16 protein-coding genes are annotated in these 16,305 nt (G+C 60.0%); 14 read left to right on the forward strand and 2 right to left on the reverse strand.

The annotated features are described in order from the left end of the window. Positions 1-139 precede the first annotated feature (139 nt). On the reverse strand, positions 140-625 hold the full coding sequence (locus ACLB6G_RS13220) for a GFA family protein (RefSeq protein WP_410356646.1): 486 nt from the start codon (positions 623-625) through the stop codon (positions 140-142). Between the two features lie 356 nt (positions 626-981). Between ACLB6G_RS13220 and ACLB6G_RS13225 the strand changes: the two genes are divergently transcribed. The 14 genes from ACLB6G_RS13225 (at position 982) to ACLB6G_RS13290 (ending at position 14,766) form a co-directional block, all read left to right on the forward strand. Next, positions 982-1,641 carry a TetR/AcrR family transcriptional regulator gene (locus ACLB6G_RS13225; RefSeq protein WP_410356647.1) on the forward strand — a complete coding sequence of 220 codons (660 nt, stop codon included), beginning with the start codon at positions 982-984 and terminating at the stop codon, positions 1,639-1,641. Next, positions 1,638-2,642 carry a DctP family TRAP transporter solute-binding subunit gene (locus tag ACLB6G_RS13230; RefSeq protein WP_410356648.1) on the forward strand — a complete coding sequence of 335 codons (1,005 nt, stop codon included), beginning with the start codon at positions 1,638-1,640 and terminating at the stop codon, positions 2,640-2,642. Before ACLB6G_RS13225 ends, ACLB6G_RS13230 begins: the two co-directional genes overlap by 4 nt. Before the next feature lie 69 nt (positions 2,643-2,711). After that, complete coding sequence (locus tag ACLB6G_RS13235; protein WP_410356649.1) at positions 2,712-3,200, forward strand: TRAP transporter small permease; 489 nt, start codon at positions 2,712-2,714, stop codon at positions 3,198-3,200. Then, a complete protein-coding gene (locus tag ACLB6G_RS13240) occupies positions 3,197-4,483 on the forward strand; it encodes a TRAP transporter large permease (RefSeq protein WP_410356650.1) in 1,287 nt (428 codons plus the stop codon). Before ACLB6G_RS13235 ends, ACLB6G_RS13240 begins: the two co-directional genes overlap by 4 nt. Positions 4,484-4,502: 19 nt before the next feature. Beyond that, positions 4,503-6,209, forward strand: a complete 1,707-nt coding sequence (locus ACLB6G_RS13245) for a class I adenylate-forming enzyme family protein (protein ID WP_410356651.1) — start codon at positions 4,503-4,505, stop codon at positions 6,207-6,209. A gap of 20 nt (positions 6,210-6,229) precedes the next feature. Then, entirely contained in the window at positions 6,230-7,072 is an 843-nt protein-coding gene (locus ACLB6G_RS13250; RefSeq protein ID WP_410356652.1) for a hypothetical protein, read from the forward strand. Beyond that, positions 7,032-7,409 carry a carboxymuconolactone decarboxylase family protein gene (locus ACLB6G_RS13255; RefSeq protein WP_410356653.1) on the forward strand — a complete coding sequence of 126 codons (378 nt, stop codon included), beginning with the start codon at positions 7,032-7,034 and terminating at the stop codon, positions 7,407-7,409. Before ACLB6G_RS13250 ends, ACLB6G_RS13255 begins: the two co-directional genes overlap by 41 nt. Beyond that, complete coding sequence (locus ACLB6G_RS13260; RefSeq protein WP_410356654.1) at positions 7,406-8,302, forward strand: amidohydrolase family protein; 897 nt, start codon at positions 7,406-7,408, stop codon at positions 8,300-8,302. The genes ACLB6G_RS13255 and ACLB6G_RS13260 overlap by 4 nt, the downstream gene beginning before the upstream one ends. Then, positions 8,299-10,107, forward strand: coding sequence for a CoA-transferase (locus ACLB6G_RS13265; protein WP_410356655.1), 1,809 nt, complete (start codon positions 8,299-8,301; stop codon positions 10,105-10,107). The genes ACLB6G_RS13260 and ACLB6G_RS13265 overlap by 4 nt, the downstream gene beginning before the upstream one ends. After that, positions 10,104-10,916 (forward strand): citryl-CoA lyase, encoded by an 813-nt coding sequence (locus ACLB6G_RS13270; protein WP_410356656.1) that lies wholly within the window; start codon positions 10,104-10,106, stop codon positions 10,914-10,916. The genes ACLB6G_RS13265 and ACLB6G_RS13270 overlap by 4 nt, the downstream gene beginning before the upstream one ends. Position 10,917: 1 nt before the next feature. Then, positions 10,918-11,985, forward strand: a complete 1,068-nt coding sequence (locus tag ACLB6G_RS13275; protein WP_410356657.1) for a C4-dicarboxylate TRAP transporter substrate-binding protein — start codon at positions 10,918-10,920, stop codon at positions 11,983-11,985. A 63-nt stretch (positions 11,986-12,048) separates the two neighbouring features. Continuing rightward, positions 12,049-12,567, forward strand: coding sequence for a TRAP transporter small permease subunit (locus ACLB6G_RS13280; protein WP_410356658.1), 519 nt, complete (start codon positions 12,049-12,051; stop codon positions 12,565-12,567). Between the two features lie 7 nt (positions 12,568-12,574). Continuing rightward, a complete protein-coding gene (locus tag ACLB6G_RS13285; RefSeq protein WP_410356659.1) occupies positions 12,575-13,903 on the forward strand; it encodes a TRAP transporter large permease in 1,329 nt (442 codons plus the stop codon). Between the two features lie 14 nt (positions 13,904-13,917). Next, the gene (locus ACLB6G_RS13290) at positions 13,918-14,766 is read left to right on the forward strand and encodes a hypothetical protein (RefSeq protein WP_410356660.1); all 849 of its coding nucleotides are present in this window, start codon (positions 13,918-13,920) and stop codon (positions 14,764-14,766) included. A gap of 302 nt (positions 14,767-15,068) precedes the next feature. Here ACLB6G_RS13290 and ACLB6G_RS13295 read toward each other — a convergent pair whose 3' ends face one another. Continuing rightward, positions 15,069-16,238, reverse strand: a complete 1,170-nt coding sequence (locus ACLB6G_RS13295; protein WP_410356661.1) for an OmpP1/FadL family transporter — start codon at positions 16,236-16,238, stop codon at positions 15,069-15,071. Between the last annotated feature and the right edge of the window lie 67 nt (positions 16,239-16,305).

Consider the following 16,305-nt stretch of genomic DNA (forward strand, 5'->3'; position numbering starts at 1 on the left):
TTGGCGTCCGGCAATATCAGGGCTATTCATGTCGACTGCAACGGTTCGGTGAACTTTGGCTCGGACAGGCAGGCCATATCAACATCGCGCCGCTATCGAAATTGCCGATCCGATCTCCCGAAAATTGGTGGAGCAGAACCTAACCTGGAAGACCATCCACTTTCCGAATGTCTTCCAAGCGCATGTCCCATTCCGCCCGGCTTCCAAAGCAGATATGCGCACTTGGGCCGACTTTGATCGCGCTATCCAAACTCCCAGCGGGAACAACCACCAAAGCACCCTCAGACTGAACGGTTGGAAGAGCAGACCCGCATTTGATGCAGAAGCTTCTTTCGTGTCGGGTCTCTGGAACCCGGTAGGTCCGGATGCAATCACGACCAGAAACCCAATCAACCGTCGCTGTCGATGAAAACAGGTTGGCCGCAAATGCGGACCCCGTGTCCTTTCGGCACCGCTTGCAGTGACAAAGAAAGAAACTCTCGAATTCACCCGAGATCTGAAATCGAACGGTTCCACACAAACAGGAGCCGGCAGTGTTTGGGATCATGGTGATAACCTCGCTTACGTTTCGCGCGAAACCGGAATGGTTGCAGCCTGCCAAATCGATGGGAGTCGAGCCTGGCATTCATCGACACCTACTGGTGAAGAACAAGTAGGCTTCAGGCTCAGGCAACGGCCGCGAGCGCAGCGACCCCGATATGAAACCCGACATGCGCTCCAATCGCACTTTCAAGCCCGCCGCATGTGACGGTCTTTCATGCGTCAGCGGCTTCAGGAAGCGCGTTGGCGGATCAAAACGTAAAAAAATGCGGAACTCGAAGCGTAGTCAATCAAGGGGCGAACCTGGTCACTGCGCGTCGATAAAGAACGTGGTCTCGCCATCCCTTGCTTCTGATCGGATGATCAGATATACATTCTGATCGGTCGATCAGAAACAATCCTGATCTGATCATTTGATCAGAAATAGCCGGAGAATCTCTGTTGAGCAGACCTATCGACAGCCAGGTGCAGAACCACACTCTCGTATCGCGCAGGCGCGACGAAATTCTTCAGGCCGCGATAAGGGTGTTCCGGTCGAAGGGATTTCACGAGGCCACGACCCGCATGATTGCGCGCGAGGCGAACGTGACGCAGAGCAACCTGTACAACTACGTCCGCACCAAGGGAGACATCCTTTATCTCGTCTGCGAGTACCTTGTCGGCCTCTACGAACAGGGCCTCGCGGATGTTGTGCAGACGCATGACGATCCGCGAGACCGACTGCTCGGCGGCCTCAAGGCAATCCTGCACATCATGTTGCAGCACAAGGAAGAACTCGTGCTGCTCTACAATGAAACGCATGCGCTCGAGAAAGACGACCGTCGCCAGATCCTCAAATCCGTGTCGCGCCTCAACGGGGCGTTTCAGCGCATCGTGACAGACTACGAGAACGCGGTCGGACCGCTCCTCGTATCGAACCGGCGCATCGCCGCCAATCTGATGACTTTTGTGCCGGCCATCGTCGCTCTGCGGTGGTGGGATCTTTCGGCGCAGGCCTCGCCGGACGTGATCGAAGACCAGATCTTCCGTTTCGTCCTCAATGGCCTCGGGGTCGCCCCCGACGGAGACAGACCGCTCGACCATGAGGGAGGAAATTCATGAGAACCGGTTTTAAGACTTTGTGCGCAGCGCTTTGCGCACTTGCGATCGGCAACGCTGTGCCGGCGTCGGCGCAAGACAGCGAAATCAGGGAGCATAACTTGCGTTTTGCCATGTCAGTCGGCGCAGAATCGCCTTGGACCCAGGCTGCGCAGCGGTTCGCTGACACTGTCGCAGAAACCTCGGGCGGCAAGATCAACGTCCGTGTGTTTCCGGACGGCGTGCTGTCAAACGGCAATCAGGTAACGGAATTCGAACTGCTACAGAACGGAACAGTCGACTTCACGTTCCATTCCAGCATCATACTGTCGATCCTTGACCCCCGATTTGCCTATTTCTCCCTGCCGTGGATTGCCCCGTCAGAAGAAGAACTGTTCAAGTTGATCGATGGCCCGGGCCAAAACGTTTGGTCTTCGCTGGAAGAAAAAGGCGTAAAACCACTCGGCGGGTATTCCACGAGCGGATTCCGGCAATTGACCAACAGTGTTCGACCGGTCACGACACCGGAAGACATTTCGGGCCTGACGCTCCGTGTCCCGGGGCTCAAGCTTTACCAATCCGTATTCAAACAGCTCGGCGTTAGTCCGGTGCCGACCAGCTTTGGCGAGCTATATGGAGCGCTGCAGCAAGGCGTGGTTGATGGACAGGAAAACCCGATCAGCCTGATCTACGTCAGCAGATTCCACGAAGTTCAGAAGTACATGACCGTCTGGAATTACTCTGCCGACGCGATTGGCATCCTGACCAATATGGCGCTGTGGGAAAAACTGAACGATGCCGAACGCAAGGTCCTTTCTGACGCTGCTCTGGATGCGGCAGGCTGGCATCGCAAGGCCCAGGCCGAAGCCAACGAGAAAGTGCTTTCCGAACTCGAAGGCAAGCTCGAGATCGTGACGCTTTCACCGGAACAGATCGCCGCGTTTCGTACAGCTGTCGCGCCGGTTTACGAGGAATTCGCACCGATCGTGGGCGAAGAACTCATGAGCACGGTTCCGGGCAAATAAGCCAGACCGCGGTCGCGAATTTCGCGACCGCACACCGCTCCTGCAGGCGTCTGAACGAGGGAAAAGACAATGCGCCGCTTGGCCGCAGCCGAATATCGTTGTCTGGAAGCAGCCCTTATCGCGCTGGTCTTGCTGAACGGCGTCAGCATCGCTTCACGCTATGTTTTTCGTCATGCGCTCGGCGAACTGTTCGAGATCATGATCCTCGGCGCCATTGCTGCCTACTGGTTGGCCATCGCAACCGCCGAAAAGGACCGCGTCCACCTTGGGGTCGACAGTTTCGTGATGTTGCTTCCGGACCGGCTGCGCCGGGCATTGCGGCTGATCCGGACGGCGATCGTTGCCGCCTTCTACGGCGTGATCGTGTGGTCCGGAATCCTCCTGGTGGTTCGGCAATTCGGCGGTGGCACGACATCCGGTCTGATGGACATCCCGCTTTGGACTGTTTCGATATTCATGCCGTTCAGCGCGGCAATTGCGCTCTGGCGCTGCCTGTCACTCGAATGCGGCCAAGCGGCGGCCCCGCCGACCGGAAAACCGGAGGCAGGTCAGGTATGAGCGTGACGATCGTTGTTTTCGTCCTCTTGGCGGCATTCATTGCCATCGACGTGCCGGTCGCAATCGCGCTCGGAGCGGCGGCAGTGGTCGGCGGTTACATGCTCGAGGGAAACCTTGGCTTCGTCGGTTCGGTCCTGTTTTCGTCGTTGCAGAAGATCGAACTGCTCGCGATCCCGTTCTTCATCCTTGCGGGCAATGTCTTCGACCGTTGCGGAATCATGCGGCGGCTCTTCGAACTGGTCGACTCGCTGGTCGGACGTGTACGCGGACGTACCGGGATCGTGACCAGCGGCGTCTCGGTGCTGCTCGGCGGTCTGTCCGGGTCCGGGCCTGCGGACACGGCCGCGCTTGGAGCGACCGTCGGTCCGATATTGCGCGACCGCGGCTACAGCGGCGGGTCAGCGGGCGCGCTGATCTCGGCCGGCGGCGCACTTGGGCTCGTCATGCCGCCCAGCATTGCCTTTATCCTGTATGCGGTGGCGGTACCGGGCGTCTCGATCGGCGAGATGTTTGTCGCAGGCCTCCTCCCCGGCATTCTCATGGGACTGTTGATAGCCCTGTGTGCCTGGCTGATAGCGACACGGACAGGCATAGACCGTGCCGAGGGACGTCTGTCGTTGCGAAATGTGGCCCGCGCTTTCAACCGCTCGATCCTGGGCCTCGGCGCGCCGATTGTCGTGGTCGGCGGTATTTATCTTGGCGTCTTCACCCCGACAGAGGCTGCCGGCGTGGCGGTTTTCTACGGGCTTCTTGTGGGACTCGTCTTCTATCGAGAAATCGGGATACGCGACGTGGCCGCCATCGCCCGCCGCACCATGATCGATACGGCAGTCGTGATGTTTATCGTCGCCTGTGCCTCGCTCTTCTCGTTCGTGATCACGCTCGACGGGCAGGTGATGGGATGGATCACCGAGTTCGCGATTGCCGTCCACAGCGAATGGCAGGTTTTCCTGCTTGCCGGCATCGTCCTCCTTCTGGCGGGACTCGTCATAGATGGAGCATCCATCTACCTCGTGATCGTGCCGCTGTTGGTCCCCGCTGTCCGGATGCAGGGTATCGACCTGACATGGTTCGGCGTCTTTGTAGCGGTCGCGGTCGCAATCGGTCAGTTCACTCCACCTGTCGGCGTGAACCTCTTCGTGGCGGCCCGCGTGCTCGACACAAGGATACAGGAGATCTTGCGAGGAATCCTGCCCTTCGTCCTCGTTTCGATCCTGGCGCTTTTCCTGATCTACCTCTTTCCCGGGCTGTCGACATGGTTGCCGTCGACGATGCCGGGCTGATCCGAACGGAGAAACACCCGTGAAACCCGACTGGTATCAAGACTCCCTTACAACATGGCCCGAAGTGCTCGACCGGCAGGCAAAGACGCAGGGCGAACGCACGTTCCTCGTGATGGACGACCGGACGGTCAGCTATGCCGCCTTCCGCAATGAGGCAGACCGAGTGGCGCGCGGCCTGCTTGCCCTGGGTGTCTCCAAGGGAGATGTCGTTGCGCTCTACATGACGAATTCGATCGAATGGGTCATCTGCCAGTTCGCCATCTACAAGGCCGGTGCAATTCTGCTGCCGCTCTACAGCTACTACCGTGAGAGCGAACTGGGCTACGCGCTGGAGCAATCCGGTGCTTCGGCACTGATCATGCAGGACCGCTTTCTTGGGAAGGTGGATGCCTGCGCAATTGCCCGGACCTCCATTCCCGAACTCGATACAGCGCCCGCCGACGCGTTCTCCAGCGCGAAATTTCCTTCCCTACAAAATATCGTGCGCGTCGGAAGCGGCGAGGACCTGCCGAGTCGGCACACGCTGGAAACAGTGATCGAACGTGGCGACGCGATCCCGCCGGCGGCGCTGGCGGCGCGTCAGGCGGAAATCACGCCATTCGACGTGATGAACATCATGTACACTTCGGGCACGACGGGTTTTCCCAAAGGTGGCATGTCGATGCACGTGACGAACCTCGTCACCACGCATCAATGGTCAAGACTGGCGGGGCTCGGGCAGGACGACGTAATCCTGTGTCACGTGCCGCTCTTCACCAATTTCGGCGGCCTCTACGGCGCACCGCTTGGGATGCGCAACGGGGCCAAGGTCGTGATCACGGAACAGTTCGATGCCGGCCGGTCACTGGAACTGATCGAAACGCACGCGGTCACCTACATCCCCGGCACACCGTCGATGTTCCGGATGCTGCTTGATCACCCGGATATTGCCACGAGGAATTTGTCCAGCGTTCGGGGGGGCCATGTCGCGGGCGCACCGCTGACCGATGCAACGATGCAGGACATCCTGGACGTTCTGGGCGCAGAGAGGATCATGCAAGCCTGGGGTCTCAGCGAATGCGGTGGCCTGTCGACTGTCACGACGGCCGATGACCCGCGTGAGAAACGCCTTTCCACGGTTGGCAAACCGCTTGCCAGTGCCGTTCTCAGAATCGTCGACGATCAGGGCCGCGAGGTGGAGCAAGGCGCGCAAGGTGAAATCCTGCTTGGTGATGCGCTGCCAGGGTCCTGTGTCGGCAAGGGTTACTGGAAAATGCCGGAAAAGACGGCACAAACAATCGACGAACAGGGTTTTTTCCATACTGGCGATGTCGGCTTCTTGGATGTCGACGGATACCTGCACATCACCGGGCGGGTCGACGACATGTTCACGGTCGGCGGGTTCAACATTTATCCCGCCGAGATCGAAAAGCGGCTCGAGGAAATGGCCGGCGTGCGCGAGGCTCATGTCATACCCGTGGCAGACCGGCGCATGGGGAACCTGCCTGCGGCATGGATCGTGCCCGATCCCGGCAATCCCCCGACCGCCGAGGCCGTGGCCCGACACGTACGAACCTTGATGACGTCCCAGAAGGTTCCGCGACGGGTCTTCTTCTGCGCTGCCGAAGACCTGCCCCGGACACCGGTCGGAAAGCTGAAGAAGAAGGACTTGCTCCGCATGACAGCCGAGAAAGTCGCAATCGACCCGGACGCGGGCCTCGTCCGCAGTGAGGAGCGCACGAAATGACCGAATGGCCACAATACGAAATGGCATCGTCGCCGCGTGGACGGATACTCGCCATGGATTCGGTAGGCTATGTCGACGGCCGGAATGATGTGACCGATGTGCTGATCTGCGGATCGCACGGTGCGGCCTGCTCGACCCAATTACTGGCCTGGGTCCGGCCGCGCGGGGTGATCATACATGACGCCGGTATCGGCAAGGACCGTGGCGGGGTAAGCGGCCTGAAGCTGCTCGATGCCTACATGATACCGGGCGCTGCCGTCGAATGCATGTCGGCGCGGATCGCGGACGGCCGGAACATGTACGAGGAAGGCGTGCTGTCCGCGTTGAACGGATCGGCTGAACGGATGGGCTTGCGTATTGGCATGCCGGTGCGCGAGGCGGCGCAACTCCTGCTGGACCGGAATCCTGCACCGCGCCAACCGGCGCGGAGGCAGATCAGGGTGCATCGCGATGATCTGGGGTCGGTCTACGCTCTCGATACAGTCAAATACGCCGACGAACGGATCGCAGGTGGTGTGCTCTGCATGGGATCACATGCCGCGCGAGCGATGGCGGACTATGTCGAGGAAATGACCTATCCGCTTGCTGGCGTGATTACAAATGATGCCGGTCGCGCACGCGATGACAGCGGGATCGAGGGCCTTGCACTTCTAGACGAACGGAACATGCCCGCCTGCGCCGTCAGCGTGGAGACCGCCCGCATGGGGGACGCAAGATCCACCTACCTGGATGGCCGGATTGCCGCGCTCAACAGGACCGCAACCGAAATCGGTATCCGCGAAGGCGACAGTGCGCGCAGTGCTGCGCGGAGAATGCTGGAGCATGCCCGACAGAAAGCTGAAGGAGACGCTGAACATGCATGAACGGAAATATGACTGGCGCGGCGTGATCCGCGAGATCGACCCGAAGGCAGCGGATATCATAACCGAGTATGTCGTTCACAGTGTCGCCAGAGAGAGTGAAATCCCGCGAAAATACAAGGAGTTGATCCTTATGGCTTGCTCGGCCGTCATCCGCTACGGCTCATCCGTCCGCACCCACGGGTCCGAGGCGATGTATCAGGGCGCGACGGACCGCGAGGTCATTGAGGCGTTGTCGCTTGCCTCCCTCACCGGGGGGTTCACCGCCTTCATCGAAGGTATCGAAGCGCTTGGTGACCAACTGACGGTCGCCCAGCCGGACGACAAGACCACTTCATGATGACGGAGAGTGACACTTCGATGACGAAACAAAGGGCTATCGATTACTGGACCAATATCTTCACCCCGGAAGGGCTGCGCAACATGTACCTCGAGAACGAGGAACTGGCGCCGGTGGTCGATTGGTGGCGGATGGACGACCGGATCAAGGGCTACACCACTGATGCCTTTGTCGCATTGATGGACGAGCTGGGGATAGAAAAGACCTTCGTGCCCAGCTTCAAGATGCAGAGTTGGAAACGCCGCGCACCGATCCTGAACGTGGAAGCCGCATCTGTTCGCGAAATCATGGAACAGACCCGCGGCCGGGTCGGCGGATTGTTCGGCATCGACATCGCCAAGGGCATGCAAGCCGTAAGGGAACTGGAAATCGCGGTCAGGGACTGGGGGTTCGAGGGCGCCCATATCCATTCCAACGGCTGGGGCATCGCCCTAAACGACCGCGAACTTTACCCGATCTATGCGAAATGCGTGGAACTGGACATTCCGGTGGTGGTCCAATCGGGTCATTCGGCTGAAAAGATGCCCTCCCGCACATCGCGGCCGATCCATCTGGATGACGTTGCCCTGTACTTCGATGAGTTGCGGATCGTCGCTTCGCACACCGGCTGGCCATGGGTTGAAGAGCTGATCGCGATGGCATGGAAACATCCCAACGTTTACATCGGATGCGGCGCCCATGCGCCAAAATACTGGGACAAGTCACTGATCCAGTTCCTGAACAGTCGGGGCAAGGGCAAGGTTCTCTGGGGCACGGACTTTCCCGTGGTCCGCCACAAGGACAGCCTTGAACAGGTGGCCGCGATCGACCTCAAACCGGAGGCACGCGCACTCCTGATGCATGGAGCAGCCGAGAAAGTCTTCGGCCTCGGTGGCAAGGGAACCTCAACATGAACCGGTTACGCCATCTGGACCGCGCGTGGCTGCTCGACGCGTTCCAGCCGCCCCCCGACCGCCCCCGTGGCAAGGTCGTGCCGCTGGATGATGCGATCCGCACGCATGTCGCACCGGGCATGGTGCTGCACTTCGCCTATTCCGAAGGGCGTCCCATGGCAGCCAGCAACGCTTTGGTGAGGGTATTTGGGGGCACTTCACCAGCGCTGACCGTAATCAGTTCAGGCCTCGTGTCGAACCAGACCGCGTTGGTGACCGAAGGCATCGTATCCAGGCTGATCGTGTCATTCGTCGGCGAGAATTATCCGACGCCGGCACCGAATCCGTTGCTGCAGGCCGCAATAGACAGCGGCGCGGTCGAGATCGAAAACAACTCCCTCCTGGTGCTCAGCCAGCGGCTGGCTGCCGGCGCACACGGGTTTCCTTTTGCGCTGACCCGGTCTCTTCACGGCAGTTCCATGGCGGACAACCCTAGCTATACCCGGATCGCCAACCCCTTCGGTTCCGGCGAGGAAATCGGTGCAGTGGAAGCGTTGGTTCCCGACATCACGATCATGCATGGATTGGCCGCGGACGAAGCCGGGAACATCCTGATGTCGCCGCCCTTCGGTGAAAGCGACATCGCCGCCTATGCAGCGCGCAAAGGCGTGATCGCGACAGTGGAGCGTATCGTTCCTGCCGAGGATCTGCGCCGCCATTCATCGCTTGTTAAAATACCCGCCGACCGGGTGCTGAGCGTCTCCGTGGCGCCATTCGGATGCCATCCCTACGCCATCTACAACCCGACGGACATGGACATACCGGGCTATGTCGAAGACGCCCGGGCATTCAGCGATATTCGCAAGGCGATCCGCGACGAGGCGTTGTTCCGGCAATGGACCAACGACTGGATCTTCGACGTATCAGACCATAACGCCTATCTGGAAAAGCTGGGCGCGGACAGGCTCGACCTGCTTCGAGGAAGGGCTTGTGGCGATGCATGGGCGGATGGCATCACGCAGGCAGATCTTGACCGACTGGCAGCGACGACCGGCCATGATGCGCGCGAAATGATGGTGATTGCCGCCGCTCGCATGGTGGCCCGGAAAGTCCGCGAAGATGGCCGCCGGATCGTCGAGGCAGGCGTCGGCTTCGCAAACCTTGCTGCCTGGCTCGCAGTTCATCGTCTGCAGCACGAAGAAGGAATCGACGCCGAACTCGTCGCCGAGATCGGTCTCTATGGTTACATGCCGAAACCCGGCGAGCCTTTCATCTTCTCGAACCGCAACCTGCCGTCCACCAAGTCCATGACAGGGGTCGATAGCATACTCGGGCTCCAGGTCGGAGGAAGGCACAACAACTGCATTGCGATCATCGGCTCCGGCCAGATCGATGCTGCGGGAAACATCAATTCCACGCTTTCCGGCGACGGCCGCTATCTGCTCGGCTCGGGTGGGGCGAACGACATTACCTCAACCGCAGCCGATGTCATCGCCGTGTCGCAGCAGTCGCGTCACCGGCTTGTCGAGACTCTACCCTACGTAACCAGCCCCGGCGCCAGAGTTTCGACCCTCGTCACGGATCTCGGGGTGTTTGAAAAGAGGGACGGACGACTAGTCCTCACGCAGTATTTCGAGTGTGCGGGCGAAGATCGCGACACAACGCTCCAGCATATTCGCGATCGCTGCGGCTGGGAGCTGCACGTGGCGGACGACATCATCGCTGCCGAGCCGCCGGATTCGGAAGACCTCCTCAGACTTCGCCTCTTCGACATCCGAAACGACTTTCTCGACTACGCACGGCCGGCCTCGGAGGAGACGACATGACCAACCGCGCTCCCGACCGCATCAAGAGTAGCATCGCGACGATGACCGAGGACACGATCACCGTGCACGGCCATGATCTGACGACAGAGTTGATGGGCAAGATCGACGCGGCGGCACTCTATTACCTCGAAGCGACCGGGCGGCTGCCGACCGAGGCGCAGAACGCGCTGCTGAACGCCATGATCGTGGCGATCGCAGAACATGGAATGATGCCGTCCGTCATTGCCGCCCGGATGACGATCATGGGCGCGCCGGAGAGTTTCCAGGGCGCTGTCGCGGCGGGGCTCCTTGGAGCGGGCGATGTCTTTGTCGGTCCGACCAGCAACGTCGCCTACATGCTGCAAGTCGAAGCGCAGGATCTCGAGGGAAAGGATGAGGAGCGCGCGGCCGCCATCGTCGCGCGCTATGGCGATCAGCGCCGCCGCATCCCCGGTCTGGGCCATCCTCATCATCGGATCGATCCGCGATCCGAAAAACTCTTGCAGATGCAGACCGAACACGGGCTGCCCGACACACACACGCGCTTGATGCTCGCCATCCAGCGCGCGGCTACCGAACGGCGGGGCAAACACCTGACGTTCAATGCGGTGGCCGCGGTCGGATGCATTGCCTCCGACATCGGGCTCGACTGGCGCGCGGTGCGAGGGATCGGGCTGGTGGCGCGCACGATCGGCCTGATCGGGCACGTGCTGGAAGAAATACGCCAACCGGCATCTCAAACCATCTGGGACCTTGTGCTGAACCACACCGACTATACCGGCCCCGTCCCGGCAAGGGTTCCGGATCAAACCACCAAAGGGAGGAAATGACATGAAAACGATGAAAATACTGACCGCGGCCCTGACATTGACAGCCATGCAGGCCGCACCCGCGACGGCGCAGGAATTCGAGCTTCAATTTGCCAGCTACGTTGGAGCCGCAGCGGCGCAGAGCCGGGCGCAGCAATGGTGGGCCGAGGAAGTAGAGAAGCGGACGAATGGCCGAGTGCAAGTCGAGTTCTTTTTCGGAGGCTCACTTCTGGGAGCGACCGACATCCTGCGTGGAGTGGGAGACGGGCGGGCGAGCATGGGCTATGTCGCCAATGCCTATCACCCGGCAGAACTGCCCTTGTCGAGCGTGGTCGGCGTACCGTTCATGACCTCCAACGCGGAAGCGCAGATGCGGACGTTCATGGACCTCTACGAGACCAACGCTGCATTCCGCGATGAATGGCAGTCCAAGAACGTGCATGTGCTCTTCTTCAATCCGCTGTCGGAAAACATACTCGGCACTCGCGAGCCGATTTCCGGTATCGGCGACCTGAAAGGCAAGCGCATCCGCGGTTTGGGCTATGTGAATCAGGTACTCGACGCAATTGGCGCGAACCCGGTGGCCATCGCAGCCCCCGAGATCTACGAGGCGCTCTTGCGCAACACGCTGGACGGCTATTCCGGATTCGCCTTCGAGGTCGTCACCGCACTCAAGCTGCAGGAAGTTGCGCCGCATACGGTCGCGACAGGGACCGGCAACTACGTCTTTGCTGCAACGCCGATCAACCTCGATCTTTGGAAGAGCATGCCCGAGGACATCCAGGCGGTGTTGACCGAGGTCAGCCACGAGTTCCAGGACAAGGTTGCGGAGTACCTTGCTGAAACCGAGGACGAAGTCTGCCAGACCATCATCGATGCGGGTGGCAGTGTTGGCGTTCTGCCTGCGGCGGATGTCGAGACGATTCGTACCGCGATCGGCGACAGCATCGAGAAGGACTGGATCAAGACAGCCGAGGCACGCGGAGCTGATGCCGGGGCGTTTCTGACCGAGTACAAGGCCAAGCTTGCCGAGTACGAGGCGAAAGTCGATTACATTTCCGGCGTGAAACGTTGCGCGGACCGCAAATAAGCCGTCCGGAACGGTACCGGCGCATCACGTGCCGGTACCGTTCGGCGAGCCAGAAGTGAACCCATGCTGCGCTTGATCCGAACACTTTCGACCGGCCTTGCCATCGTGGCGGCGTTATGCGTCGTCGGGATGATGGGACTGACCGTTGTAGACGTGGCCTCTCGCGCGATGACCAACAGATCCATACCGGGGGCGCAAGAAATCAGCGAGCAGTTGATTGTGGCGCTCGTATTTCTCGGCATGGCCTTTGCCTACCACAGACAGGAACACGTGGCCGTGACAATGTGTACCCGGGCCCTCCCGATCCCCACCCGTGGACCAGTACGACTGCTTGGGCGCTGCTTTCTACTCGGACTGCTCGTGTGGATGATTTGGGCTACCGGGCACGAAGCGGTCCGGTCCTATGCCCAAGGCGAGTTCCGGTTTGGGCTGCTGCAGGTACCGGTCTGGCCAGCGCGGGCCGCAATCCCGATCGGCCTCGCGGCGCTGGCCCTGCAGGTTTTGGCAGACATGGCAACTATTATCGTCGCAATACGAGCCGGACGCGACGACCGCCCTGCCCCCACCGAAGGCTATTTCTGAGAGCATCATGGGCACCGAACTGATCCTTGTCATTGTGCTGATCTCGCTCGTCGTTCTACTTGCGATCGAGGTTCCTGTGGCTTTCTGTCTGGCGGGCAGCGGTATACTCGGTCTGGTATTGCTACGCGGGACCTCGGTCGCCGGCGCCACGATGGCCAGCCTACCGTACCAGGCAACTTCATCCTTTACCCTGACAGTTGTGCCGATGTTCGTCCTGATGGGCATGTTTGCGATGCAGGCGAACGTGGCCGAGGACCTGTTCCGACTGACCAATCGTGCTCTAAGGTTTCTGCGCGGCGGCGTCGCGGTCGCGACCATCGTCACGTGTGCTGGCTTTGCGGCGGTCTGCGGCTCGAGCGTCGCAACTGCGGCAACTGTCGGACGGCTTACGATCGACGAAATGCGCCGTTACGGTTTTTCGGGCGGCTTTGCGGGGGCGCTGGTAGCCTCGGCCGGCACCCTTGGCGTGATGATTCCGCCGTCCATCGCACTTGTCCTCTTCGGCATCATCTCCAATGAATCCATCGGCGCGCTGCTGTTGGCAGGGATCGTGCCGGGGATTGTATCGGCAGTCATAATGGCGCTCGGAGTGCTGATACTTGCACGGTTTGGCTACGGCTTCGATCCCGCCATCGCCCGCGAGGTGGATAAATCCGCACCGGTTTCATCCGCGCGTTCATATAGCGGCATCGTGAAGCTCGCCCTGCTGTTCGCGATCGTGATCGGCGGCATTTATTCAGGCGTCATAACCGCGACAGAGGCTGCGGCAATTGGAGCGATGGCATCCTTCGCCATGCTGGTCCTAAGCGCACTCAAACGGGAGTTGAGATTTTGGCCCGCCCTCGCCGAAGCACTGTCCAGTACCGCATCGTTGTCGTCCATGGTCTTTGCCATCCTTATCGGCGCGAGCATCTTCTCCTATTTTCTCGTGACGGCAGGCGTACCGGGTGACTTCGCGGACTGGGTTCTTGGCTTCGACATTTCCCCGTCGCTGCTGGTGCTTCTGATGCTCTGCTCGCTCATCCCGTTGGGCATGATCCTCGACGGCGTGTCGATCCAGTTGATTACCGTGCCCCTCTTTTACCCCGTGGTCGTGACCGAACTCGGTTTCGATGGCCTCTGGTACGCGATCCTGACGGTGAAGATGATCGAACTCGGGCTCATCACTCCGCCGGTCGGCGTGAACGCCTTTATCGTCGCCAACCTCGTTGGCCGCGGCGGACTCGAACAGGTGTTCAGGAGCCTGTCCATTTTCGTGGTCATCGACCTGATCATATTCGGCGTTCTTTTCGCCTTTCCTGGAATCGTAACGTGGCTGCCGGACCGGATGCACTGACAAGGAGCGAGCCAATGGATGAACCCAAAAGCGTACCTGCCCCGCAGGAAATCGTGCTGCAGAACGAATACGGGAGGATCATCGTCATGGATTCGATCACCTTCTCGGACCATCGCAACAACAGCGGTGACGTTCTTGTCGGTGCGTCGTTTTGCGGAATGCTCTCCGTTCGCTGGCCGTTGCGGGTGAACCCCAAGGGTGTGATCTGCCACGCTGCCGGACCAGGGTTGGAACGTGCGGGTGAGAACGGGCTTTTCGCTCTGGAGGCAGACGGCATCCCCGGTGCGACGGCCGAAACGATGTCGTGCCGGATCGCCGATGGGCACGACATGTATACCAATGGAATTGTCGACAGGGTCAACGACCGTGCGGACCTGTTGGGGATCGCTCCGGGCATGCCCGTCAAGGAAGCCGCGCGGAGAATGCTCGAACGCTGGCGCACCCTGCCCGACGTCTACAAACCCTGCGTCATCGCCTACGAAGGCCCCGAAGGCATAGTCATGGCCATGGGATCGGTCACCTTCATCACGACCGAACATCGCGGACGGGTTGTCTGTGCCGGCTCCCACTTCGGCCGAACTTCCGCAGCCTACAGCTCCCGCTTTGATCTGGCCGGAGTGTTCTGCAACGACGGCGGCATGTGCAAGGACCAGTCCGGCATTTCGGGTTTGCAGGTTCTCGATGAAACGGGCGTACCCGGTGCAGCTGTTTCGACCGATAGCGCGCGGATCGGTGACGGAATGAGCACGTATCGTGACGGCGTTGTGTCCGCCCATAATATTGCTGCCGGGCGCGCAGGCGTGAAACCGGGCATGCCTGCTACAGAGGCGGCAATACTCATGTTGAATGCTTATTCGAATTGATCGGGCCTTCCAGAAAGTTCCTCAGCGACCGAAACGACGGCCAGCGAGCTTCTAGAGAACGTTCGATCCCGGTCCCACTCCCTCCGCCACCTGGCCCACCGAAAGCGTTCTACCGGTCCGGAAGTGGGCGGCTAGGTTTCCGGCTTCAAATGGTGATGGCGGGCAGTTGCAGGGGCGTGATTGGTCCTTCCAGATCACTTTCGACGAACGTCAGCTTCGCGGCCAGTCCCGACGAATGTCACGAAATCGATTTCATTGTCCCCAAAAGAAGCGGTCGCCTTCACCGCAGAACAGCGATCAACTCAAAACCTGAGCTTTGCCTTGGCGCTGAAACCGTAGAGCACGTCATTGCCGAATGTCGCCGTGAAACCGACGGGATTGGGAATTCCACCGGGCAGTACCATGGTGCTGAGCGCGCCGCCGGTCATCACACCGATATTTGCGCCAAACGACAACTCCACATTGTCATTGGGAATGATGACGACGGTCGCGTCAGCCACCCATGTATCGGTCTGGGAGGTAAATCCCTGTGTTGCACCCTGGTCCCAGGTCAGGCTGGTCGCCAGGGAAACGGCATCGTTGAACTGGTGGGCAACACCAAGCGTGACCGTGAACGTGTCTTTCCACAGGAGTGTCAGCGCACTCACCGCAGCCGGAGCTCCACATGCCGGCACGCCTGCAGGGCACAGCCACATATTGTCGGTGACACTCCAGTCGGTCCATTTGACCGAACCGAAAGCGAGCCAGCCCGGCGCAATGCCCGAGCGCACCTTCAACTCTATCGATTGCGGCATCGAAATGTTGCCGAAGATCGGGATGATCGCCGGCCCGGCGCTAAGCGTCCCGGACATCCGGTAGTCGATCTCCGAATTGTAGATCAGGCTGGCCCTCAGCGCATATTCAGGAATTTCGAAGGCAACACCGGCGCGCCAGCCGATCCCGCTGTCGCTGACAGCGGTGCGAGCCATTGCACCAACCCCGATTGCCCGCGTCAGTTCATAGTCGATCGTCTGGTAAGAGACACCACCTATGAAATGAAGCTGACCCTTTGACAATTGGTATCGGGCACTGCAGGTCAGACCATAGTCCTGTGAAGAGAAATGCTGCTCGACGGCCGATGCAGCATAGGTCCAAAATGCACCATAGTCGGCATGCCCGCCCCAAGGTTCGCGATAACTTGCCATGCAAGCCGCGGTGTCTCCCAGCCGGGCCGTCATGCTCAAGCGCGGGATGGCAAACGCTTCGGCCTCAGTAGCGTCGATGCTTGGCCCGAACACGCCGACGATGTTGTTGAGCGTACGCTGCGGAGCGATGTAGCGAACGGCAGATTCAAAGGAAATGGCCTTTTCCTGAAACAGAAAGTCCCAATCCTGCTCACCTGTGTCGTATCCGCCGGCGAATGCCGGTGCCGGGACAAGAATTGCCAGAGCAGCCAGTGCTGCGCTCAACATTGGCTGCATCAGCTTTCTCAATATCGCCGTCCCTGCATATGTGTTTCCGGCATAGACACCCTGCCCGCGCCCGTCCGACCTGATCCCC

Source organism: Zhengella sedimenti (genome assembly GCF_046506625.1).
In the GTDB taxonomy this organism is placed as follows: Bacteria; Pseudomonadota; Alphaproteobacteria; order Rhizobiales; family Rhizobiaceae; genus Zhengella; species Zhengella sedimenti.